The sequence below is a fragment of the Streptomyces sp. NPDC006332 genome (genome assembly GCF_040612855.1).
In the GTDB taxonomy this organism is placed as follows: Bacteria; Actinomycetota; Actinomycetes; order Streptomycetales; family Streptomycetaceae; genus Streptomyces.
The window spans coordinates 342,264-364,860 of record NZ_JBEXRA010000001.1 but is presented as its reverse complement, the minus strand read 5'-3'; the positions used below and the strand labels follow the sequence as shown (position 1 = coordinate 364,860).

General features: G+C 72.9%; 15 protein-coding genes. 10 read left to right on the top strand and 5 right to left on the bottom strand.

Going from position 1 to position 22,597, the window contains the following annotated elements:
• Window positions 1-36 precede the first annotated feature (36 nt).
• Window positions 37-801, bottom strand: coding sequence for an SIS domain-containing protein (locus ABZ027_RS01475; RefSeq protein ID WP_356763136.1), 765 nt, complete (start codon window positions 799-801; stop codon window positions 37-39).
• A 119-nt stretch (window positions 802-920) separates the two neighbouring features.
• On the opposite strand from ABZ027_RS01475, the gene ABZ027_RS01470 reads away from it, so the two are divergent.
• The 6 genes from ABZ027_RS01470 to ABZ027_RS01445 all read left to right on the top strand — a co-directional run bounded on the left by ABZ027_RS01470 (window position 921) and on the right by ABZ027_RS01445 (window position 10,208).
• Complete coding sequence (locus tag ABZ027_RS01470; RefSeq protein ID WP_356763134.1) at window positions 921-1,805, top strand: MurR/RpiR family transcriptional regulator; 885 nt, start codon at window positions 921-923, stop codon at window positions 1,803-1,805.
• A 110-nt stretch (window positions 1,806-1,915) separates the two neighbouring features.
• A complete protein-coding gene (locus ABZ027_RS01465; RefSeq protein ID WP_356763132.1) occupies window positions 1,916-6,148 on the top strand; it encodes an NEW3 domain-containing protein in 4,233 nt (1,410 codons plus the stop codon).
• On the top strand, window positions 6,145-6,780 hold the full coding sequence (locus ABZ027_RS01460) for a peptidyl-prolyl cis-trans isomerase (protein ID WP_356763130.1): 636 nt from the start codon (window positions 6,145-6,147) through the stop codon (window positions 6,778-6,780). Before ABZ027_RS01465 ends, ABZ027_RS01460 begins: the two co-directional genes overlap by 4 nt.
• A 154-nt stretch (window positions 6,781-6,934) precedes the next feature.
• Window positions 6,935-8,308 carry a sugar ABC transporter substrate-binding protein gene (locus tag ABZ027_RS01455; protein ID WP_356763128.1) on the top strand — a complete coding sequence of 458 codons (1,374 nt, stop codon included), beginning with the start codon at window positions 6,935-6,937 and terminating at the stop codon, window positions 8,306-8,308.
• A 26-nt stretch (window positions 8,309-8,334) separates the two neighbouring features.
• On the top strand, window positions 8,335-9,330 hold the full coding sequence (locus ABZ027_RS01450) for a sugar ABC transporter permease (RefSeq protein ID WP_356763445.1): 996 nt from the start codon (window positions 8,335-8,337) through the stop codon (window positions 9,328-9,330).
• Entirely contained in the window at window positions 9,327-10,208 is an 882-nt protein-coding gene (locus ABZ027_RS01445; protein ID WP_356763126.1) for a carbohydrate ABC transporter permease, read from the top strand. The genes ABZ027_RS01450 and ABZ027_RS01445 overlap by 4 nt, the downstream gene beginning before the upstream one ends.
• Here the strand turns inward: ABZ027_RS01445 and ABZ027_RS01440 are convergent.
• Together ABZ027_RS01440 and ABZ027_RS01435 are read right to left on the bottom strand one after the other, a co-directional pair.
• On the bottom strand, window positions 10,198-12,438 hold the full coding sequence (locus ABZ027_RS01440) for a glycoside hydrolase family 3 N-terminal domain-containing protein (protein WP_356763123.1): 2,241 nt from the start codon (window positions 12,436-12,438) through the stop codon (window positions 10,198-10,200). The two genes, ABZ027_RS01445 and ABZ027_RS01440, sit on opposite strands and share 11 nt — an antisense overlap.
• Window positions 12,435-13,487 carry a BadF/BadG/BcrA/BcrD ATPase family protein gene (locus ABZ027_RS01435; RefSeq protein WP_356763121.1) on the bottom strand — a complete coding sequence of 351 codons (1,053 nt, stop codon included), beginning with the start codon at window positions 13,485-13,487 and terminating at the stop codon, window positions 12,435-12,437. Before ABZ027_RS01435 ends, ABZ027_RS01440 begins: the two co-directional genes overlap by 4 nt.
• Before the next feature lie 103 nt (window positions 13,488-13,590).
• Here ABZ027_RS01435 and ABZ027_RS01430 point away from each other — a divergent pair, with 103 nt between their 5' ends.
• On the top strand, window positions 13,591-14,808 hold the full coding sequence (locus tag ABZ027_RS01430) for a glycosyl hydrolase (protein WP_356763443.1): 1,218 nt from the start codon (window positions 13,591-13,593) through the stop codon (window positions 14,806-14,808).
• Window positions 14,809-14,896: 88 nt separating this feature from the next.
• Here the strand turns inward: ABZ027_RS01430 and ABZ027_RS01425 are convergent, their stop codons facing one another.
• A complete protein-coding gene (locus ABZ027_RS01425) occupies window positions 14,897-16,420 on the bottom strand; it encodes a glycoside hydrolase family 3 N-terminal domain-containing protein (protein WP_356763119.1) in 1,524 nt (507 codons plus the stop codon).
• A 219-nt stretch (window positions 16,421-16,639) separates the two neighbouring features.
• Between ABZ027_RS01425 and ABZ027_RS01420 the strand changes: the two genes are divergently transcribed.
• Genes ABZ027_RS01420 through ABZ027_RS01410 form a run of 3 tightly spaced genes read left to right on the top strand, consistent with a single transcriptional unit; the run spans window position 16,640 to window position 21,389 of the window.
• Entirely contained in the window at window positions 16,640-18,886 is a 2,247-nt protein-coding gene (locus ABZ027_RS01420) for a tetratricopeptide repeat protein (protein WP_356763117.1), read from the top strand.
• Window positions 18,883-20,085 (top strand): hypothetical protein, encoded by a 1,203-nt coding sequence (locus tag ABZ027_RS01415; protein ID WP_356763115.1) that lies wholly within the window; start codon window positions 18,883-18,885, stop codon window positions 20,083-20,085. The genes ABZ027_RS01420 and ABZ027_RS01415 overlap by 4 nt, the downstream gene beginning before the upstream one ends.
• On the top strand, window positions 20,082-21,389 hold the full coding sequence (locus ABZ027_RS01410) for an extracellular solute-binding protein (protein ID WP_356763113.1): 1,308 nt from the start codon (window positions 20,082-20,084) through the stop codon (window positions 21,387-21,389). Before ABZ027_RS01415 ends, ABZ027_RS01410 begins: the two co-directional genes overlap by 4 nt.
• Here ABZ027_RS01410 and ABZ027_RS01405 read toward each other — a convergent pair.
• Entirely contained in the window at window positions 21,290-22,549 is a 1,260-nt protein-coding gene (locus ABZ027_RS01405) for a sugar diacid recognition domain-containing protein (RefSeq protein ID WP_356763111.1), read from the bottom strand. The two genes, ABZ027_RS01410 and ABZ027_RS01405, sit on opposite strands and share 100 nt — an antisense overlap.
• Window positions 22,550-22,597 lie beyond the last annotated feature (48 nt).

Genomic DNA, 22,597 nt, shown 5'->3' with positions numbered 1-22,597 from the left:
CCGTTTGCGGACCCGGCCACCGTCACGTACGAGGGCTCAGCTCGCGGTACGTCGGATCCGGCCGGCGTACCGCTTCTCCAGCTCCAGGTTGCCCTCGAAGCCGCCGGGCACGTTGGCCGAGACGTAGACCGGCGGTTTCTCCCCGGCGGCGAGGAGCAGGGCGGAGGCCTCCGCGACCGCCATCTGGACCAGCATCACGCCGGTGAGCGTGGACAGGGCGGACACCGCGCCACCGCCCGGGAGTTCGAGGAGGGCGTCGCCGCGCGGGGCCGCGTTGTCGAGGACGACGTCGGCGAGGTCGGCGAGCTTCTTGCCGCTCGCGTGGCCGGCCGGGACCGCCCGGGTGTGGGTGAGGGAGGTGATGGCCAGGATCCGGTGATCCTGTTCCTTGGCGCGCAGGGCCATCTCGACGATCACGTTGTTGACGCCGGAGTTGGAGATCACGACGAAGAGGTCCTGGGGCTGCGGGGCCGCGAGGTCGTAGAGCCGGCCGGCCACACCGGCCCGGCGTTCCAGCAGCGGGTCGTCGAGGACGGCGGGGTCCTCACCGCCGTACAGGACGAGGTCGGCGATGCTCAGTCGGTTGGTGGGCACCAGCCCGCCGGCCCGGCCGGCCAGTTCGAGGACGATCGCCTGGGAATGGCCGGTGCCGAAGGCGTGGATGACGCCGTCGGCCCGGATGGTGTCGGCGATCAGTTCGGCGGCGCGTGCCACGTCCTCGCGGGCGGATTCGGTGACGCGCTGGAGGACGGCCAGGCTCGCGTGTGCGAACCCCTGGGCGCTGACGGACTCGACGGACACGCGACACTCCCCTGCTGATGGATTGAACCACCCTATACATCTCAAGAGGTGAATCAATAAACCACGTGCGGTCCTGGTATTCAATCCGTCCCATGAACGGTGGCTGGTACATTCTTCCCATGCCTCCCACGGACGTCACCACTCTGATCCGCACCGAGCTGCCCCGGCTGGCCGGCTCCCTGCGGAAGGTCGGCGAGCTGATCCTGGAGGATCCGGCCGCCGTCACGCACTGCTCGGCCGCCGAGCTGGGCCGCCGCACCGGCACCTCCCAGGCCACGGTGACCCGGTTCTGCCGTGCGATCGGCCTCGACTCCTACCAGCACCTGCTGATCGAGCTGGCCCAGGAGCGCGGCCGCGGCCAGGCCTCCGACTGGGGCACCGCGGAGATCGGTCCCGACATCTCCCCCGACGACGATCTCGAACGGGTCGTACAGGTCGTGGGCAGCGCCGATCTGCGCGCGGTCCAGCAGACCATCGACCGGATCGACCTCGACGCGGTCGAGCGCGCCGCCCAGGCCACGGCACGCGCCCGCCGGATCGACGTGTACGGCGTCGGCGGCAGCGGCGCGGTGGCGCAGGAGACCGAGACCCGGCTGTTCCGCATCGGCTGCACGGTCCGCGGCTGGATCGAGGTGCACGCGGCCAGCACCTCCGCCGCCCTGCTCACCCCGGCGGACGTCGCCATCGCCATCTCGCACTCGGGGGCCACCCGCGAGACCATCGAGCCGTTCGAGCTCGCCAAGGAGCGCGGCGCCACCACCGTCGCGATCACCGCCGACCCGCGCTCGCCGCTCGCCCGCACCGCCGATATCCGGCTCATCTCCTCCACCTCGGAGACCAGCTTCCCCACCGGCATCATCGGCGCCCGGCACTCCGTCCTGGTCCTCATCGACTGCCTCTACGTCCGGGTCGCCCAGCTCTCCTACCAGCGAGCGAGTGCGTCACTCGCGCTGACCGACCACATCGCGGGACAGCACACGGTGAAGGGCCGGCGCGCGCGCTGAACGCGGCCGAAGATGCATGGATGAACCACCGGAATTACACGAACATGGTTGTTTGAATCATCGATCCGGTGCCACGATGAGGCTCCCCCGAGCATCCTCGTAGGAGCCCCATGCGCGTGTCCTGTGTCGAGTCGACCGAGCTCTTCGTCGGAACCACCGAGCAGCCGCGCCAGGTGGTGGCCGTCGAGGTGAGCCACGCCCCCGGCCGCACCGTCCGGCTCACCGTCGATGGCCCCGGCGTGCACGGCACGCTGGACGCCACGACGGCCGACGACGGCACCGTGCGCGCCGAGGTACCGGTGCTGACCGAGCTGGCCGTCGGCGAGCGTCGCGAGATCACGGTCACCGCCGCCGACGGGGACGAACTCGCCCACCTCACGGGCCTGTTCACAGCGGAAGAGCCCGGCTGGACGATGTTCATGGTCAGCCACTTCCACTACGACCCCGTCTGGTGGAACACCCAGGCCGCCTACACGGAGACCTGGGACGTCGCCGACGACCCCGCGAGCACCGGCCTGCCCGCCCGCACCTTCGACTCGCGCGGCCAGTCCGGGATGAGTCTGGTGCGGGCCCACTGCGACCTGGCGCGGCGCGATCCGGCGTACACCTTCGTGCTCGCGGAGGTCGACTACCTCAAGCCGTACTGGGACGCCTTCCCGGAGGAGCGCGCGTTCCTGCGCGAGCTGATCCGCACCGGGCGGGTCGAGATCATGGGCGGCACCTACAACGAGCCCAACACCAACCTCACCGGCGCCGAGGCCACCGTACGCAACGCGCTGTACGGCGACGGCTTCCAGCGCGGGATCATCGGGGCGTCCCCCGAGACCGCCTGGCAGCTGGACGCCTTCGGGCACGATCCGCAGTTCCCCGGGCTGATGGCGGACGCCGGGGTCACCTCCAGCTCGTGGGCGCGCGGGCCGTTCCACCAGTGGGGTCCGACGCTGTCCGTGTTCGGCGAGGAGCCGAGGGACCCGCGGCGGATGCAGTTCCCGGCCGAGTTCGAGTGGATCGCCCCCTCGGGACGCGGGCTGCTGACCGCGTACATGGTCAACCACTACGGCGCCGGCTGGGCGATCGACAACGCGCCGACCCTCCCTCAGGCGGAGGCGGCCGCCCTCAAACTGTTCCGCGGACTCAAGAAGGTCGCGCTCACCCGCAACGTGCTGCTGCCGGTCGGCGGGGACTACGCGCCGCCGTGCCGCTGGGTCATGGGCATCCACCGCGACTGGAACGAGCGGTACGTCTGGCCCCGGTTCGTCAGCGGCATCCCGCGGGACTTCTTCGCCGCGGTCCGCGCGGAACTCAAGGCGGAAGGGCGCCGTGCCTCCCCGCAGACCCGGGACATGAACCCGGTCTACACCGGCAAGGACGTCTCCTACATCGACACCAAGCAGGCCCAGCGGCACGGCGAGGCCCTGCTCGCCGACGCGGAGGCCTGGGCGACGCTCGCCTCGCTGGTCACCGGCCACCCCTATCCCGACGCGGCCCTCGACAAGGCGTGGCGGCAACTGGTCTACGGCGCCCACCACGACGCCATCACCGGCTCCGAGTCCGACCAGGTCTACATCGACCTGCTCACCGGCTGGCGGGAGCTGTACGACCTCGCCGAGACGGTGCACGCCGACGCGACCCGGGCCCTGGCCGCCAAGGTCGCCCCGGGCAGCGGCCCCGACCTGGTGGTCTTCAACTCCGCGACCTGGCAGCGCCGGGACGTCCTCACCGTCGAGGACCCGGGCCTGGTCCCCCTGGACGACGCCTCCCGGCCGCTGCCCGCCGTGCGCGAGGACGACGGCACGATCCGGGTCGTCGTACCGGCGGTCCCGGGCATGGGCCTCAAGGCCCTCCCCCTGACCGAGGGGTCGGTGCCCGAGTGGACGCCCGGCGAGGGAACGACCATCCGCAACGAGTTCTACGAGGTGACGGTCGACCCCGGACGCGGCGGCGCCGTCAGCGGTCTGCGGGCGCTCGGCGAGGAGGGCGGCCGGGAACTGCTGTGCCCCGGCGACATCGGCAACGAACTCGTCGTCCAGGAGGAGTACCCGCGCCACCCGCGCTTCGGTGAGGGGCCCTGGCACCTCACGCCCACCGGCACGACCGCCGCCCGCAGCCGGGACGTGAGCGCCGAGGTCCGCGTCGAGCACTCCCCGGCCGGGTCCCGAATCACCGTCCGCGCCGACCTCGGCCTGTTCCGGTACACCCAGCGGCTGACGCTGTGGACGGGCGTCGACCGCCTCGACGTCAGCACAACCCTCGACGGCTACGACGGCGCCGACCGGCTGATCCGGGTCCGCTGGCCCTCCGACGTACGCGGCGGACTGCCGGTGCACGAGGTGGCGGACGCCGTGATCGGGCGCGGGTTCGGGTTCGTCGAGGTGGACAGCGAGCAGTTCCCGTGGACGCTGGACAACCCGGCCAACACCTGGTTCGGGCTGGGCTCCACGGCCCGGGTCGCGGTCCACGACGACTCCGGTACGTTCCTCGGTCACCGTTCGATCGGTGTCGCGGAGCTGGTGTACGCGGACTGGGACGCCGCCGGTGACCTCGGTACCCCGCTCGCCGCCGCCCTCGTGCGCGCCGGTGTCACCGCGACCTCGACCCTCGCGGGCGGCCCCCGCTACGGCGACCTGGAGGTCGACTCCAACCTCCCCGACATCCGGATCGCCGTCGGCGGCCCCGACCGCAACCCGGTGGTCGAGGAGGCCCTCGGCTGGGATCCGGCCGCCGGACGCGAACTCGCACGGCAACTGGCCGAGCGGGGCGTGGCGTCCGTCTGGGTCGCGCCGCGCGCCTCGCTGCGCGAGGAGTGGGTGCCGGGGGCCGACCTGCGCGACCTGGAGCGGCTGCCGCTGCTCGTGGTGGCGGGGGACCGGCCCGAGGACGACGCCAAGGCGGTCGACGCGCTGATCGCCGACCTGGACGACTTCAGCGTCACGGCCACCGCGGCGGGCGGCGGCGAGGCGCTGCCGCCGGGCGACGCCTGGGACGGGCGCGGCTTCGCCGTCCTCAACCGGGGCACGCCCGGCTGCGTGGTCACCGCGTCCGGCGACCTCTACCTCTCCCTGATGCGGTCCTGCACCGGCTGGCCGTCCGGCATCTGGGTCGACCCGCCGCACCGCACCGCTCCCGACGGCTCCGCCTTCCAGCTCCAGCGCTGGTCCCACACCTTCGAGTACGCCGTCGTGGCGGGCGAGGGCGACTGGCGGGAGCAGCGACTGCCCGCCCGGGGACACGAGTTCAACCATCCGCTCACCGCCCGGCGACGGGACACGCAGGCGGCCTCCGTGCTGCCCAGGGCCGTCTCCCTGCTCACGCTGGAGCCGGCCCGCGAGGTCCTCCTCGACGCCGTCAAGCCGGCCGGTTCCCCGCTCGCCCGGGGCAGCGTGGCCCCCGCCGAACCGCACGGCCAGGTCGCCGTCCGGATGCACGAGGTGAACGGACGGCCGGTGCTGGCGCGGCTGCGGGGACCGGCGCGCTGGCTGGACGGCGCCCGGGCGGACGTACTGGAGCGGTCCGGTGAGCCGCTGGCGCCGGACCGGGAGGGCGCGTTGGACGTCGCCCTGACCGGCTTCGAGGTGGCGACGGTCCTCGCCGCGCCCGCGGTGGACACCGAACCGTCCCCGGGCCCCGGGGTCGCGGCCCATGAGCCCGCGCAGCCCGTCCACACCCGGTACTGGCTGCACAACTCCGGTCCGGCGCCCCGCGGCAACCTGCCGGTGGCCGTCTACGTCTCCCCCGCCGCGCTGACCGCCTCCGGTCCCGTCACCGCGACCGTCAGGGTGAGCTCGGAGCTGACGGACGCTCCGGCCCGGGGCACGGTGGCCTTCGAGGTGCCGCCGGGCTGGTCGGCCGAGCCCGCCGAACTGCCGTACGCGCTGGGCCCGGGCGGGTTCACCCTCGCCGAGGTCACGGTGACCCCGCCGCCGGACGCCGCGCCGGGCCGGCACTGGCTGGCGGCCCGGCTGTCGTACGGCGGGCAGACGTACGAGGACGTCGTGGCGCTGGACGTGCCCGGCGGGCACACCGGGCCGACGCTGGTGTCCCGGCTGGGCGTGGAGCGGGTCACCGTGCGTCGTGGTGAGCGCGCCCGGGTGCCGGTGACCGTGCGCAACCCCACCCGGGGGCCGGTGAGCGGGCAGTTGTGGGCCCTGTCGTCGTGGGGCACCTGGGCGGGGGTCCAGCCGGGCTGTCAGGGGTTCACGGTGGACGGCGGGCAGGAACTGGAGTGCGTGATCGAGGTGGACGGGTCGGCGGTGCCGCCGGGGGCGTACTGGCTGCTGGCGAAGGTCGCCTGGCACGGGTCCGTCGCCTACACGGAGGCGGTCACGCTGGAGGTGACGCCGTGAATTCTCCCACCGGGCACGCCGCGTCGGTGGACGGCGACGCGATCGGCAGGGACCGTGTGGACGCCCTGCTGCGGGCGGTCCCGCCCCGGGACCGCGAGACCCGTCCCGAGGCCCTGGCCCGCTCCGAACGGCAGCGTCGGCGCTGGGCCACCCAGGTCGTGGTCACCGACGAACTCGCCCGCCGCGCCTGCGCGGACCGGGGGCTCGCACCCCCGGCGGAGGTGTCGCCGGCGCGGGTGCTCGCGGTGGCCGAGGCCGACGTGGCCGACCTGGGCAGCATCGTCGCGGCGGCGCTCGCCCACTCCCCGGCGGCGCGGCTGCTGCTGGCCGCGCTGGAGGCCGAGCAGGACGTGCCCGAGGCGGCGGTACGGGACTACTACGACCGCAACCGGGACCGCTTCCTGACGGCCCAGGCGCTCCGGCGCGGAGTCGATCCCTTCGACGGGGCGGCCGAGGCGGACTTCCTGCCCTACCCGGAGGTCCGCGAGGGGGTCGAGCAAGAGCTGCGGCGGGCGGCGGGCCGGCGGGCCTTCTTCGACTGGCTGGACCGGGCGCGCACGGGTGTGGTGTACGCGCACGGGCACGAGCACCCGGGCGATCCGTCCCATCCGGACCACGAGCACCGGCACTGAACTCCCACGGAACACTCCCACGGAACCGAAAAGCAACACGGAAACCATTGACCTCCGATGAATTCTGGTCCACCTTTTCATCAACCAGAGTCGAAGTTGGTTCATTGAACCAGCCACATCACCTGACTCGCCCGGTCGCAGGAGGGCCCACCACATGCGCGCAAGAAGACTCACCCGCACCCTGACCTGTATCGCCGCCCTGTCCCTGGCCGCCGCCGGCTGTGGCCTGTCCGGCGGTTCGGACAACGGTGACGCCACCGCCGGTGGCTGCAAGGTGGACAAGGGGAACGTCGGGTCGGGGAAGCTCACCGGCGACGTCAAGGGACAGATCACCTTCCAGACGACCAATCTGAAGAAAGACTTCGGGGACTTCTTCAACGGAGTGATCAAGTCCTTCGAGAAGGCCCACCCCGGCGCCAAGGTCAAGTGGATCGACGATCCCGGCGACAACACCTTCACCCAGCGCACCGTCGCCGACGCCCAGGCCTGCACGATGCCGGACGTCATCAACGTCAACGCCCCCACCGCGACCACCCTCACCAAGGCGGGCTACCTGCTCGACCTGAGCGTGAAGGACCCGGACGTCGCGAAGCCCTTCGTCCCGTCCTTCTGGAAGTCCGCCACCTTCAAGGACGCCTCCGGGAAGGCGATCCACACCACGCTCCCCTGGTACACCGGCGGCGTCCTGCTGACGTACAACAAGGACCTGCTGAAGAAGGCCGGGGTCGACCCCGCCGAGCCGCCGACGACCCTCTTCGGGCTGTTCGCCGACTACGAGAAGGTCGCCAAGGCCGGCAAGGGCAAGTTCTACGCGACGATGGCCAACCCGATCTGGCGCATCCCGTCGGACTTCGACCAGATGAACATCAAGATGCTCTCCGCCGACGGCAAGTCCGCGGTGTTCGCCGACGACCCGAGGACCACGCAGTGGGTGGCGTGGATGGCGAAGCTGTACAAGGAGGGCGCGATGCCGAAGGACTCGCTGTCCTCCAGCAACGACCCGTCCACGCTGTACAGCCAGGGCAAGGTGGCGTACGGCTCGACCAACCCGAGCTTCGTGCGCTTCGTGCAGCAGAACAGCCCGTCGGTCTACGACAAGACGGCCGTGGGCCAGCAGCCCTACGACGCGCTCGGCCGCGCCTCCGCCGGCGCCCCGCAGTACATATCGGTCGCCGCGACCAGCAAGCACGCTCCGGTGGCGCTGGCGTTCGCCGAGTACCTCACGAACGCCGAGAACCAGACGGCCTGGTGCAAGGACCCGAAGGTCGTCATCTTCCCGACGACCACCGCCTCCCTCAGCGACCCGTTCTTCCAGAACGTGACCGGCAGCGACCCCTTCTCCCAGGCCCGCAAGCTCGTCGCCGACCAGCTCAAGACGGCCGACACCAACCAGACCAACCTCTCCCCGGCCGTGCAGAACGCGATCGTGGGACAGGTTCAGCTGGCCATGCAGGGCAAGAAGAGCCCCGCGCAGGCCGTCAAGGACGCCCAGGCGAAGGCCGATGAGCTGCTGAAGCAGGCGGGCTGAGGGTGGCGACCGAGACCGCGAAGCCGGTGCCCGTGCCCGGTACGGAGCGCAACTCCTCCGTGCCGGGCGCGGCCCCGTCCCGTATCCGACGCCTCGGCCGAGCGGTGCTGCCCGGCCCCGCTGCGGGCGCCAACGGCGCGGCGCTGTACCGCCGTTGGTGGCTGCCGTGGCTGTGGACCCTGCCGGCGATCGTGTGCGCGGTGGTCTTCGGGGTGTTCCCGTTCCTCAACACCCTGCTGTTGTCGTTCACGAACGCCAAGCCGCTCGGCGGCGTAGCGAGCTTCGTCGGGCTGGACAACTACACCCGGATGCTGGGTGACTCGGACTTCTGGCTGGCGACCCGCAACAGCATCCTGTACGCCGTGGTCGTCGTCCCGCTGATGGTGCTGCTGCCGCTGACGCTGGCCGTGCTGGTGGAGAAGAACCTGCCCGGCATCGGCTTCTTCCGCTCCGCGTTCTACACCCCCGTCCTCGCCTCCAGCGTGGTCGTGGGTCTGAGCTGGCAGTGGCTCCTGGCGGACGACGGACTGGTCAACACCTGGCTGCAGAAAGCCCACTTGATCAGGTCGGCCATCCCGTTCCTGTCGGACTCCTGGCTGATCCTCCTCTCCGCGATGGGCCTGACCCTGTGGAAGGGCCTCGGCTGGTACATGGTCTTCTACCTGGCCGCGCTCGGGAACGTGCCCCAGGAGTTGCACGAGGCGGCGCAGATGGACGGTGCCGGACCCGTCCGCCGCTTCTGGCACATCACCGTGCCGGGCGTGCGGCAGGCCATGATGCTCGTCGGCACGCTCACCGGCATCGGCTCACTGCGGGTGTTCACGGAGATCTACATGCTCGGCAGCTCCACCGGCGGCCCCGGCGGCGCCGACCGCACCCTGCCGTTCTACATCCGGGACGTCGGCCTGGACCCGATCACCGGCAACGCCGGTTACGGCTCGGCGGTCAGCGTGGCCTTGTTCCTGCTGACGCTGGGGCTGACCCTGCTGGCGCAGCGCCTGACGAAGGAGGACGACGCATGACCACCGCCGCCGTGCCCAAGCGCCGCCGCCTGATGCCCCGTTGGCGGGACTACGGCCGCCCGCGCGAGCTGGTCGTGCGCTACCTGCTGCTGTTCCTGGTGCTCGGCATCACCGTCGGGCCGCTGGTCTGGCAGTTGCTGGCCTCGCTGAAGAGCACCAGCGAGGACGTGTTCGGGGCGAACGCCACCCTGCTGCCGCACCACCCGACCCTGCGGGCCTACCGGACCGTCTTCGATCAGGTGCCGGTGGCCACGTACATCAGGAACAGCCTGATCGTGGTCGTCCTGTCGATCACCAGCCAGCTGGTGTTCTCCACCACGGCCGGCTACATGCTCTCCAAGCCCGGCTGGAAGGGCCGCAAGGCGGTCTGGGTGGTGCTGGTCGCGTCGATGATGTTCCCCTTCGAGTCGATCATGGTGTCGCTGTTCCTGAGCATTCGTGACCTGGGGCTGGTCGACAGCCTGGCGGGCGTGTGGCTGCCCGGGTTCGTCGGCGCCATCAACGTCCTGCTGATGCGCGGCGCGTTCCTGGCGGTGCCGCGCGAGATCGAGGACTCGGCCATGCTCGACGGCGCGAACGAGTGGCAGCGCTTCCGGTACCTGTACCTGCCGTCCGCGTGGGGCGCCATCATGGTGGTCGTCATCAACACCTTCATCAGCGCCTGGGACGACTTCCTCTGGCCGCTGATCGTGCTGCGCTCGGAGGGCCACATGACGCTCACGCTGGGCCTGTCCCGGTTGCAGAGTTCGTCGTTCGGCTACGACCAGCGGATGGTCATGGCCGGGTCGGTGATCTCCGTGATCCCGGTGCTGGTGCTGTTCGTGATCACGCAGCGGTGGTTCTACAAGGGCGTCTCGGCGGGGGCCGTCAAGCTCTGAGGTCCAGTACGACGGGCACGGCGTCCAGCGCGGCCCGGGCCGACTCCGCGACGCGCAACTCGACGGTGTCGGTCCGGTCCCATCGGTCTTCCCCGACGGTCATGGTGACCGTACGGCGCTCGCCCGGCGCGAGGCCGACGCCCTCGAACGCGCACAGTTCGAGGGCGCGCGGCCAGACGGACGTGATCAGGCGTCTCAGATAGACCTGGACGACCGTACGTCCGTACCGCTTCCCGGTGTTGGTGACCTCGACCTCGACCGTGTGCCCCGACAGCCGCGGCGGGCCGTACCCGAAGCTGGTGTACGACAGTCCGTGGCCGAAGGAGTAGCGCGGCTCGGCGCTCTCGTCCACGTAGGCGCCGTACTCGACATCCTTGTGGTTGTAGTAGACGGGGAGTTGGGCCACCGAGCGCGGGACGGAGACGGGGAGCCGGCCGGCCGGCTCCGCGAGGCCCAGCAGCACCTCGGCGATCGCCTCGCCGCCCCACGGCCCGGGGTACCAGGCGGTGAGCAGCGCCGCGTCCGTGTCGGGTACGACGTGCGGGCGGCCCTGGATCAGCACGACCGCGGTCGGCGTGCCGGTCGCGGCGACCGCGTCCATGAGCGCGTACTGGGCGTCGCCGAGCCGCAGCCCGGCGAGGTCGGCGCCCTCGCCGCAGGTCATCTCGGACACAGTGGCCCGGGCCGCCCCGTTGGCGTCGAACTCGGTGCCCGGGGTGCGGGCGCTGCTGCCGCCCAGCACGAGAACGGCCAGGTCGGAGGCGGCGGCCGCGGCGACCGCCTCGGGGATGCCGGAGAGGTCGCCGCCGGTGAGCGCGCAGCCGTGGGCGTGCCGGATGTCGACGCCGGGCGGGGCGAGTCGCCGTAGCCCGTCGAGCACACTCTCGCCCGCGCCGGGGTGTTGCGGGGCGGTGTAGTCACCCGACTGGTGGGCGAACGTGGCGGACTGCGGCCCCAGGACGGCGATACGGGAGACGCTCGCCTTTATGGGCAGCGTGCCGGCGTCGTCGCGGAGCAAGGTGATCGCGGCCCGCGCGAGGGCGGTGCTCACCTCTCGTCCCCCGGCCGGGAAGGACGTGGTCGTGCCGGTCTGTTCGAACAGGCCCAGACGGAACTTGAGGCGGAGCACCCGGGAGACGGCCGCGTCCAGAACGCCCTCGTCCACCAGCCCCCGCTCGACCGCCTCCTCCAGGTGGGTGAAGCTCTCGTCCCACAGGCTCAGATCGACACCGGCGTCGAGCGCGAGGGCGCCCGCGGACACCTTGTCGCCGGTGACGCGGGCCAGGCGGTCCACGGCGAGGCCGTCCGCCATGACGAGCCCCTCGAAGCCCCAGTTGTCCCGCAACAGCCCGGTGAGCAGGGCCCGGTTGCCGCAGCAGGGCATTCCGTCGACCTCGTTGTAGGCGGCCATCACGGCGGCCGCCCCGGCGCGCACGCCGGCCCGGGCGGCGGGCAGGTGGATCTCGTGCAGTTCACGGGGCCCGACCTCGGACTCGGCGGAGTTGCGACCGCCCACCGTGGCCCCCTGCGCCGCGAAGTGCTTGAGGACGACGGGGGCCTTGTCGGCGGCGAACCGCTCCGCGTGTTCCCCCTGCATGCCACGGACCAGCGCCTCGGTGAGCCGGGCCGCCAGGTGGGGGTCCTCGCCGAAGCACTCCTCGGTGCGGCCCCAGCGCGGGTCGCGGGCGATGTCCAGGGCGGACACCAGGGCCACATGGCCGCCGCGGGCGCGCAGTTCGGCGGCGGCGTGGGCGGCGGCACGCTCGTACAGGTCGGGGTCCCAGCCGGCGCCCACGGTCAGGTTGACGGGCAGCACGGTGCCGTCGAGGGCCATGTGTCCGTGCGGCACCTCCTCCACGAACAGGGCGGGAATGCCGAGCCTGCTGTGTTCGACCACGTGTCGCTGCACCAGGTCGGCGAGCGCGGCGCCGTCCTCCTTGCCCGGACCGTTGTCGTGGTCGACGCCGGACCAGGCGTCGGCGCGCTGGAGTCCGTACAGCGCGCCCAGGCCGGCGAAGCGCTCGGTCTCGGCGTGCAGGGCCTCGGTGAGCTCGAAGTGGCCCTCGGGGGTGCGGCGGTAGGCGTCCCAGCCGTACATCCGCTGGTTGAGCTGACCGGCCTTCTCGCGCAGGGTCATCCGGGAGAGCAGGTCGCGGACGCGGGCGTCGAGGGGGGCGGCGGGGTCGCGGTAGAGCATGGTGGGTTCACCGGAACCGTTCGTCGCGTTCATCGGGCACCGCCGTGAGCGAGCCGGGCGAGGGCCACCGCACCCCGGGAGCCGTCGGCGACCCAGTCGAGGGTCAGACCGAGCGCCCGCAGGCGTGCGGTCAGACGGGGGGTGAGCGGGCCGCCGGGGCCGAGGAGGCCGCCGGTGGCGACGATGCGCTCACCGGGGTCCGGTTCCAGCGCCCGCACGGTGTCGGTCAGGTGGTCGGCCGCCTCGTCCAGTACGGCCTGGGCCACGGCGTCGTTCGCGGCGGCCGCCTCGGCCACCAGCGGGGCGAACCTGGCGAGCCGGATCGGGGGCTCGGCCATCACGGCGGGGAGCAGGTGCATGCGGTAGGCCTCGCGGTCGGCGCGGGTCCACGGGCCGTTCGGCAGCACCTCGCCCGGCAGCACCTGGTCCGGCAGCACCTGGTCCGGCAGCACCTCGTCCGGGAGCCCCAGCACCCGCCCCACCGTCTCCGCCAGCACCGTCGCCTGCCCCCGTCCGTCCGCCGTGCGCAACGCGGCCCGTACCGCGGCCCGTCCGATCCAGAAACCGCTGCCGTCGTCGCCGAGCAGCCAGCCGTCGCCGTCCACGGTGGCCGTGCCGTGCCGGCCGGTGATGCGCATGGCGACCGCGCCGGTGCCGGCCACCAGCGCGAGTCCGTCGGCCGGGGTGCCGGGCGCGGCGGCGAACGCCGCCTCGATGTCGCTGCAGATGCCGACCGGGCCGGCCGGGACACCCAGCCGTCCCAGCGCCGTGGTGAGGGCCGCCCGGGCGTTGACGTGCCCGGGGTCGTCGGGGGACGCGGCCGTGGCACCCGCGAAACCGCCGACCACCGAGACGACGCTGCCCCGCAGCCGCGGGGGCACCGCTTCGGCGACGGCTTCGGCGAGGTGGTCGGTGAGCCGCGGCACCGGCACGGTCAGCGCGTTGCCCGGCCCGGCCGCGCCCTCGCCGAGGAAGCGCCCGTCGGCCTCGGCGGCGGCGAGCACGACCCGCGTGCGGGTGCCGCCCGCGTCGAGACCCACGACGAGTTCCTCGCCCAACGTCTGGTTCAAATCATTGCCCATCGATGACTATGGTGGTTGATACATTCGCGCAGGACAAGCCCGAACTGGATACACGCAAACCCGACAAGCCCGATTCGACGAACCCGGACCCGAGGAGGATCCCATCCATACGCTCCGCTTCGGCGTCAACTACACGCCCCGCCGCGGTTGGTTCCACTCCTGGCACGACTTCGACGCCGCGCACGCGCGCGAGGACCTGGAGCAGATAGCCGGGCTCGGCCTCGACCACGTCCGGGTCTTCCACCTCTGGCCGCTGCTCCAGCCCAACCGCACGCTGGTGCGTCCCGCCGCCGTGGACCAGCTGGCGCTCCTGGTCGACCTGGCGGCCGAGGCCGGTCTGGACGTCCTGGTGGACGGCGTCCAGGGCCATCTGTCGAGCTTCGACTTCTACCCGGAGTGGACCCGCTCCTGGCACCACCGCAACGTGTTCACCGACCCGGAGGCGGTGGCGGCGCAGGCCGAGCTGCTGCGCACCCTCGGTCACGCCTTGGCCGACCGCCCCAACCTCCTCGGGCTCCAACTCGGCAACGAGCTCAACAACATGATCGAGCACAACCCGGCGACGGCCGAGGAGGTCGACCACTATCTCGACACCCTGCTGGCCGCCGCCCGCGAGGGCCTGCGCCCCGGCCAACTGGCCACGCACTCCGCGTACGACGCCGCCTGGTACGGCGACGACCACCCCTTCACCCCCGAGGCCTCGGCCCGCAAGGGCGATCTGACCACGGTGCACCCGTGGGTGTTCTCCGGCGACTGCGCCCGCCGCTACGGCCCCCGCTCCCCGCAGGTGCTCCACCTCGCCGAGTACGGCACCGAACTGGCGAAGGCGTACGCCGACGACCCCGCCCGGCCCGTGTGGGTCCAGGAGACGGGTGCGCCCGAACCGCACGTCCCGGCCGCCGACGCGCCCGGGTTCGCGGAGGCGACCGTGCGCAACGCGGCCGAATGCGCGGACCTGTGGGGTGTGACCTGGTGGTGCTCCCACGACGTGGACCGCGCCCTGGCCGACTACCCGGAACTCGAGTACACGCTGGGCCTTTTCGACTCGGCGGGACGCGCCAAGCCGATCGCCCGGGCCCTCGCCGCCACCGTCGCCGACCTGCGCGCCGCGCCGCCCGCACCCCGGCCACGGGAGACCGCCCTGGTCCTGGACTGCACCCCGTCCACCCGTTCGGTGTCCGGTCCGGGCGGCGCGTACTTCGAGGCGTGGATGCGCCTGCGCACGGAGGGGGCCCGCCCGGCGGTGGTCCTGGCGCCGCTGGCCGACGACCCCGGATACCTGGCGACGCGCGGGATCACGGAGGTCGTACGGCTGCCCTGAGTCCGGGCATGAGGCCCGGCCCGCCGGGTGCGTGGGCGTTCGCGCACCCGGTCTCCCCGTGCGTCCGCGGCAGACCGGGACGGCCCGCTCAGCCGCCCTGCCCGCGCACCTGACCGACCACACCGACGCCCGTCAGAACCTCCGCCGCCGCCCGCAGGTTCGCCCGGCCCCTGCCGTACGAGCACAGGGCCTCGCCGTCCGGGAGCCCGGTGGCCACCTGTACCGCGTCCGGCCGTCGGGTCAACAGGGCGGCCCGCAGGTGACGTTGCCAGGGGTGCAGGTCGGCGTCGCAGGTGGCGACGACCAGAGGAGCGCCCGCTGCCACGCGGGCTATGCCGTCGGCGAGGGAGGAGGGGTCCGCGGCCTCGCCGGTGACGGCGGTGCCGGTGGCGGTGGGGTCGACGGCCCGCACTTCGCTGAGCAGGTCCTCGCCGCCCCAGTTGAGCGCCGGATGCGGCGGCGGGAACAGGTCGACGACATGGGCGCCCCGCACCTGCCCGAAGCCGTCCCGCCCGAAGCCGTCCTGGCCGCGAACGGCACGGCGCGCGGCCTCCAGCCCGGCCTCCGGATCCCACGCGGCGACCGCGCCCGCCGGGGTCGCGTACCGCTCGGCGAGCCGCCGTACCCGCCCCGCCGCCTCCAGCACGCGCTCCTCGGGCAGCAGCCCGGAGCGCAGCGCGCCCAGCACCTCGTCCCGGCAGGACAGTGTGACCTCCAGGTCCGGGACGGCCACGATCACCTGGTCAGCTCCCGCGGCGAGCGCGATCCGGGCGCCGGCCGCCTCGCCGTAGCGGTCGGCGATCGCCTTCATCTCCAGGGCGTCGCTGACCAGCACGCCCTCGAAGCCGAGGTCGACGCGCAGCAGGTCGCCCAGGATGCGGCGGCTGAGGGTGGCCGGACGGTTGGCGTCCAGCTCCGGGAACACCACATGGGCGCTCATCAGCATCGGCACGCCCGCGGCGACGGCCGCCCGGAAGGGGGCGAGGTCGAGTTCGTCGTACGGGCGCGGGTCGACGGCCACGTCGTGGTGGCTGTCGGTGAGGGTGCCGCCGTGCCCGGGGAAGTGCTTGGCGCAGGAGGCGACGCCGCGTGCCTCGGTGGCCTCGATCCAGGCGCGCAGATGGCGGGAGACCAGTTCGGGGTCGGTGCCGAAGGCCCGGGTGCGCACGATCGGGTTGTCCGGCTGCAGCTGGACGTCGGCGACGGGGGCGTAGGACGCGGTGATGCCGAGCGCGGCCAGATGACCGGCGAGCGCGTCGGCGCAGCGGGCGGTGAGCCCGGGATCGTCGACGACGCCGAGGGCGAAGTTGCCGGGGACGTCGGGGGCGTCGGCGGCGACCAGGTGGCCGATGCCGCCGCCCTCGTTGTCGATGCCCACCAGCAGGTCGGGTCGCATGGCCCGCAGGGTGTCGGTGAGGCGTCGCACCTGCTCGGCGTCCCGCACGTTCCGGGTGAACAGGATGACCCCGCCGAGACCGCGGTCGACGAGCCGCTTCAGCGTGTCGGGGACCACCGTGGTCCCCTCGAACCCGGCGACGAGGCAACGGTGGGCTGTCTCGTCCAGGTCGACGGGGAGAGCGGCACTCAGGGGCACGTGCTCGGCATGGGTCATCCCGCACATACTCTGGATCGGTCAGCCTAAAGTCAACAGTTTCATGATTCATTGATTCACGGGGCCGGGGCCGCCCCGGGTGCGACTCCGATCCACCACCTCCTCACGCGACACCGGAGCCATTCCTGGCTCGCGCGGCTACCCTGAGGACGTATGGAGGGGGCTTCGTGTACGGGTGTGTTCGGTGAACCACCGCGCTCCAGCGGATCGTTCGGGCCAATGATCGTCGCGCCCCGGCCCTTCGCGCGGGCCGCGCGGGTGGAGCTTCCCGAGGAGAGCCCCGACCCCAGCCTGCTGCCGACCATCACGCTGGTGAACCGCGCGGCGTCCCGGCCCGATGCCGACCCGGACGGCCTGCCGCTGCCGGCCGGCGAGCTGCTGGCCGGGCAGTACCGGCTGATCCGCAAACTCGGCTACGGCGGGATGGGCGAGGTCCACCTGGCGCTCGACACCAAGGTCGACAACCGCGAGGTCGCCATCAAGATCCTGCACCCGGAGCGGGCGGCGGCCGCCCTGGTCCGGGAGCGGCGGGCGCTGGTCGACCTCAGCCACGACGACATCATCCGGGTCTTCAACTACGGGCACCATCCCGAGATCGGTGACTTCCTCGTCCTGCAGTACGTGGACGGGCTGACGCTGGAGGAGGTGCGGGTCCGGGCCCTGACCGACCCGGCCGAGTTCGGCGGCAGCCGCTTCCACGAGTTCGTGCTCGCCTACGGGGTGCGCATCCTCGCCGCGCTGGACTATCTGCACAGCGACCGGGTCGGCAAGGTCTACGGCGACCTGAAGCCGGACAACGTCATGCACGACGGCACCACGACGAAGATCGTCGACGTGGGGAGTGTCCGTGCGGTCGGTTCGCGCGGCCTCACCACGGAGGGCTTCCGCGCCCCGACGGTCCGCCCGGACGGTGAATCCACCGGTCAGGACGACCTGTTCAGCCTGGGCGAGACCCTGCGTCGGCTCAGCGGGCTCGGGCAGTCGCCGCAGCACCTCGCGGAGCTGGGTTCCCTGGACATGCTCACCGAGCTGGACGCGTCGGGCACGGTCCCGGAGGCGCACGGGATGACGGCACCCGCGCCCAAGGGGCTCGGCCTCCTCTCACTCGCCCGGGTACTGCACCGGGCGACCCGCGACGACTCCGACGAACGGTTCGCCACCGCGCACGAGATGGAACAGCAACTGCGGGGCGTGTTCCGGGAGTTACGCTCCCTGCGCACCGGGACGGAGACCTTCGAACCGTCGCCGCTGTTCCTCCAGTCGCCCTACGCCCTCGACGGTGAGCTCGGGTCCGCTCCCCCGCTGGCCCGCTGGGCCGCGCCGGGCACCCCCGTACCGGACGGCCCCGCCGCGTACGCGCCGCCGCCGCCCGCCGTGGTCGCGCAGCGGCTGCCCGTCCCGCGGCCCGACCCGGACGACGACCACCATGCCGAGCTGAGCAGACTCGCGGACGCGGCGCCGGAGGCGCTGCTCCAGCACACCGCGGACTGGCGGGAGTCCCCGGAGGTCCACCTGTTGCGCTGCCGCGTACACCTGCGGGTCCCCGGCGGCGCGTGTGAGGACGCCGAGCGTGAACTGAGGGCCGCCGAGGCGCTGATCGGGCCCGAGCACGCCCCGTACGACTGGCGGCTCGACTGGCACCGGGGGCTGCTCGCGCTCGGCCGGGACCAGGTGGACGCCGCCTGGTGGCACTTCGACCGGGTGTACGCGGCGATCCCGGGCGAGTATGCGCCCAAGCTCGCGCTCGGCCACTGCGCCGAACGCCTCGGCCGGCCCAGCGAGGCGCTGACCTTCTACGAGGCGGTGCGGCTGCGCAACCCCTCGCTGGGCAGCGCGACGTTCGGCGCGGTGCGGGCCCGCCTCGCGCTCGGCGGCGAGCGGGCCCGGGACGACGCGGTGCAGGCGCTGGACGCGGTGCCGCAGCACTCGCGGCACCGGACCGCCGCGCGGACCGCCGCCGTACGCGTCGGAGTGGAACACGTACGGACCGCCGGACATCCCGACGAGGTGGCCGAGCGGCTCCAGGAGGTGCTGGCCCGGCTGGCCCGGCTCTTCCACGCGCACGGGCTGACGGACGAGGAGGCCAGGGTCCGGATGACGGCGGAGGTGTGGGAGGCGGTACGGGGCGCGCTCACCCGGGGCGTCCTCGACGCGCCGGGCCTGGTGGCGCTCGCGGCCGGTGCCGACGTACGGCTCTCTCTGCCGTCCGACGACGCCGGTCTGCGCCGGGACCTGTCCCGTCTCTACCTCGCCCTCGCCCGGCAGGCCGCCCGGTCCGCGGTCCCCGAGGACGCGGCCGTCGCGGAGGCCTTGCTGGACCGCGCCTACGCGGTACGTCCGCTCGCCTTCCGGCACCACCGGGACAGCCCGTGGCTGGGAAAGCGGGTCGGCGACTGGCTGCGTACGGTCACCCGCCCGCCGTCGTCCGCAGCGACCACGAAGAGCATCGGGGAGGACGGCGAGTGAGCGTGCCTCGCGCGGGTGTTGACACCGCCTGGCTGCCCGCACGGCTGCCCCGCGGGTACCGGGCGGTCTGGGCGGTGGCCGTCCGCGGCGGCCGTCGCGTCCGGCGCTGTCTGTGGCCGACGGCGGACGGTGCCCGCAACCGGGTGTTCCTGCGGGACCGGCTCGTCACGCTGCCGCTGCTGGCCGTCGTGGGATTCGGCGCGTTCGGCTGGGCCCACACGCAGGTGCGCGACGACTCGGCGTTCGTGCGGGACCGGGCGGCGCCCGCGCTGGTCGGCCTCGCCGACGCCAGGACCTCGCTGTTCATCGCGCAGGGCGCCGCGGAGGAGAACATCGGCGGGGGCCGGGCCGCGGGGATCGGCGGGCTCGGCGAGCGGTACCGGACCCGGGTGACGCGGGCCACGCAGAGCCTGAACCAGGTCATCAGCAGCGGAGCCCTGACCGTGGCCGAGGAACAGGAGCTGCGGGTGGTGTCCGCGCTGCTGGTGGGTTACACGGGCTACATCGGCCAGGCCCAGGAGCATGCCGAGGACCCGGTGCTGCGGGAGACCACGCTGGCCTACGCGCGCAGCATGCTCTGCTCGTCCCGGCTCGTCACCGCGGCCGGTGACCGCTATCCGTCGTGCGCCCCCACGACGGGGTCGACCGCGACCTCGATCGTGGACCGGGTGTCCGGTCTGGAGCGGGCACTGCGCGACCGGCTCACGGGCCGGGCCCTCTGGGGCGGGCGGGTGCTCGCCGCCGCCGTGGTCGGCGTACTCGCCCTCGCCCTGTTCGCCGTCGGGATCTGGCGGACCCTGGACTTCCTGCGCCACCGCTTCCGGATCCGGCTGAGCGTGCCGCTGGCCATCGCCGCCCTGCCCCTGCTCGCCCTGCCACTCCTGGCCGCCGACGCGCTGCTCGCCCAGCGGGCGCAGCACGACGTCCTCCCCGTGGCGGGCACGCTCGCCGAGCGGACCTCGCCCGACACGGAGGCGGTCGCCGAGGAGCGCCCCTTCGCCAGCCCCGACCCGCGTGCCGTCGAGGTCCTGGCCGACCGGATGGACGACTCCCTCGCCGACGGACGGTTCGCCTTCCTGGACGGGGTGGGCCCGTTCGTGTTCCCGGCCGGCCTGGCGGTGGCCGCCCTCGTCGGCGGCACCCTGCACACGTACCGCCGCGAGTACCTCGTGGTGGCCCGCCCGGGAGCCGCCGTATGAGGGCCCTGCCGAACCGCGTCCAGCGCGCCCTGCTCGCCGCCCTCTGCCTGCTCACCGTTGCCCTCGTGCCGGGCTGCGCCTCGAAGGCCCCCGTTCCCCTCGTCGTCCTGGGCCCGTGGACCGGCATCGAGGGCGATGCCTTCGAGGCGGCCCTGAAGCGGCTCGACGACGGGACGGGACGGACGTACACCTACGAGGGCACCAATTCGCTGCGCGAGACGCTGGTCTCCCAGCTGGCGGCCGACGACCCGCCGGACGTGGCGATCCTCAACAGCATCGGCGAACTCACCGAGTACGCCCGCCGCGGCCTGCTGAGCCCCCTGCCCGAGCAGATGGCCGGGCGCGCGTACCCGCCGTGGGCCCCGACCTTGCGCGTGGACGGCAGACCCGGAACCTACTGGGTGCCGCTGAAGGTCGACCTGAAGAGCCTGGTGTGGAGCCGGCCGGACGCCTCGGACGCGGACCCGGTCTGGTGCGTGGGCCTCGCCTCGCAGGCCACCTCGGGCTGGCCCGGCACCGACTGGATCGAGGACATCCTGCTCCACCAGGCGGGCCCGACGCTCTACACGAAGTGGGCCACCAGCAGGCTCAGCTGGCAGGACCCGGCCGTCCGGCGGGCCTGGACGACCTGGGCCCGGCTGCTCGGCAAGCGCGGTGCCAAGTCGATCGAACGGTCCCTCATCACCTCGTACGAGGGCGTCCCCGGCCCGAACGGCTCGCGCGGCCTGCTGAACTCCGGTTTCCACTGCACCTACGAGCACCAGAGCGCCTTCATCCGGTACGTGTACGCGGGCGACGACGTCCGGGTGGAGCCGTCGGCCGGTTTCCTCGGCGGCCGGGCCGCGAACCGCGACACCTACGAGGTGGCCGGCGACATGGCCGCGGTCTTCAGCACCGACCCGGCGGCCCAGGAGCTGGTGGAACGGCTGTCGGGTCCGACCGGGCGGGCCCTGTGGCGCAGGCAGGCGGCCCCGGAGGCGCGTCCGCTGTTCCCGACCCGCACCGGGCCCGAGCCCGCGAACCCGATCGAGCAGAAGATCGACACGTTGCTCACCTCGGACGCCCACGCCCTGTGCTTCGACGCCTCCGACGTCATGCCGCCGGAGCTGCGGGACGCCTTCCACCGCGCGGTCCTGGAGTTCTTCCGCGACCCCGCCGAGGAACATCTCACCTCGCTGCTGCGGCAGTTGGAGACGGTACGCGCTCAGGTGACCGGGGAGTCGCCCGCCGATCCCTCGTTCCGCCCGCCGGAGGACCTGTGCGCGAGCCCCGGGGGGCCGGCCGCGGCACCCGCGCCCAGTTGATCCGCCAGACAGGCGAGGTAGAGGGCCATGGTGGTCCGGTGTTCGCGCAGGGGGCGGCCGGTGAGCTGCTCGATCTTGTGCATGCGGTAGACCACGGTGTTGCGGTGGATGTGCAGGGCCGCTGAGGCCCGGACCAGGTTGAAGCCGCTCTCGCACCAGGCGATGACGGTGTCGCGGAGCGCCGGCCAGTCCGGCTGGGCCCGCAGCTTCGCCGTGGTGAGCTCGATCAGACGGTTGCGGGCCGACTGGTTCACCCCCGCCAGGACCTGGTGGACCCGCAGATCGGTGACGAGGTGGACCGGGGAGGCGCCGGTCAGCCGGGCACCGAGGCGCAGGGCGTCACACGCGTCCTGGTACGAGTCGTGCAGACCGCCCACCGAGGTGGCAGGCTCACCGATCCCGGCGCGGGCGGCCAGACCGTCCTGCGCCGCGATGACGTCGACGACCCGTCGGCAGTCGGCGACCAGGGCGGCCGTGGAACGCCGGGCGGGCAGCCGGTGCAGGACGCCGATCCAGCCGGGAGCGGTACCGGCCACGATGTCCTGGGAGTCGGCGAAGACGTCGCGGACGGTGCGCAGCAGTTCCGAGCGGACCAGTGCCACGTCCCGGGCGGGGGTGCCCGGCCGGCGGACGGCCGCGTGGGGCACGGCCACCTCGAACACCACCGCGACCCGTCGCAGCCGCAGGTCGACGCCGAGTTCGGCGGCCCGGTACGCCAGGAAGTCCCCCTCGACGACCTGGGGATCGTACGAGGCGATGTCGGCGAGCAGTTTCTCGGTCGCCCGTTCCGCCAGCAGCCGGGAGCGCAGCATGACCGACTCCCGCAGCAGTATCTCCGTCTGGCGCTTCACCAGCAGACCGAAGCGCCGCACCTGGGCGGGCGTACCGGTGATGCCGACGGTCCCCACCGCCTGCCCGTCGCTGACCAGCGGCAGGGTGACACCGGGGCGCACCCCGCGCAGTCCCTGGGCCTGCGACGCGTTGTGGGTGGCGGGCTCCTTGGTACGGATGACCTCGACGGACGCCTCGTGGAAGCTGCCGACCCGGCTGCTGTCACCGCTGCCGATGACCAGGCCCTCCGCGTCGGTGATCAGCACGTTGAAACCGATGACGGCGGAGGTGTCCGAGGCGATCTCCTGCGCGAGTGACGGGCTCAGCACGAGCGTTCCTCCCGTCGAGAGGCGGGCCGGGCGAGCCGGACTGGACGC

Excerpts from the sequence above, each read along its gene's own strand:
- ABZ027_RS01470 (WP_356763134.1), top strand. The coding sequence starts at position 921 with ATGCCTCCCACGGACGTCACCACTCTGATCCGCACCGAGCTGCCCCGG.
- ABZ027_RS01465 (WP_356763132.1), top strand. The coding sequence starts at position 1,916 with ATGCGCGTGTCCTGTGTCGAGTCGACCGAGCTCTTCGTCGGAACCACC.
- ABZ027_RS01455 (WP_356763128.1), top strand. The coding sequence starts at position 6,935 with ATGCGCGCAAGAAGACTCACCCGCACCCTGACCTGTATCGCCGCCCTG.
- ABZ027_RS01445 (WP_356763126.1), top strand. The coding sequence starts at position 9,327 with ATGACCACCGCCGCCGTGCCCAAGCGCCGCCGCCTGATGCCCCGTTGG.
- ABZ027_RS01440 (WP_356763123.1), bottom strand. The coding sequence starts at position 12,438 with ATGAACGCGACGAACGGTTCCGGTGAACCCACCATGCTCTACCGCGAC.
- ABZ027_RS01435 (WP_356763121.1), bottom strand. The coding sequence starts at position 13,487 with ATGGGCAATGATTTGAACCAGACGTTGGGCGAGGAACTCGTCGTGGGT.
- ABZ027_RS01425 (WP_356763119.1), bottom strand. The coding sequence starts at position 16,420 with ATGACCCATGCCGAGCACGTGCCCCTGAGTGCCGCTCTCCCCGTCGAC.
- ABZ027_RS01420 (WP_356763117.1), top strand. The coding sequence starts at position 16,640 with ATGATCGTCGCGCCCCGGCCCTTCGCGCGGGCCGCGCGGGTGGAGCTT.
- ABZ027_RS01410 (WP_356763113.1), top strand. The coding sequence starts at position 20,082 with ATGAGGGCCCTGCCGAACCGCGTCCAGCGCGCCCTGCTCGCCGCCCTC.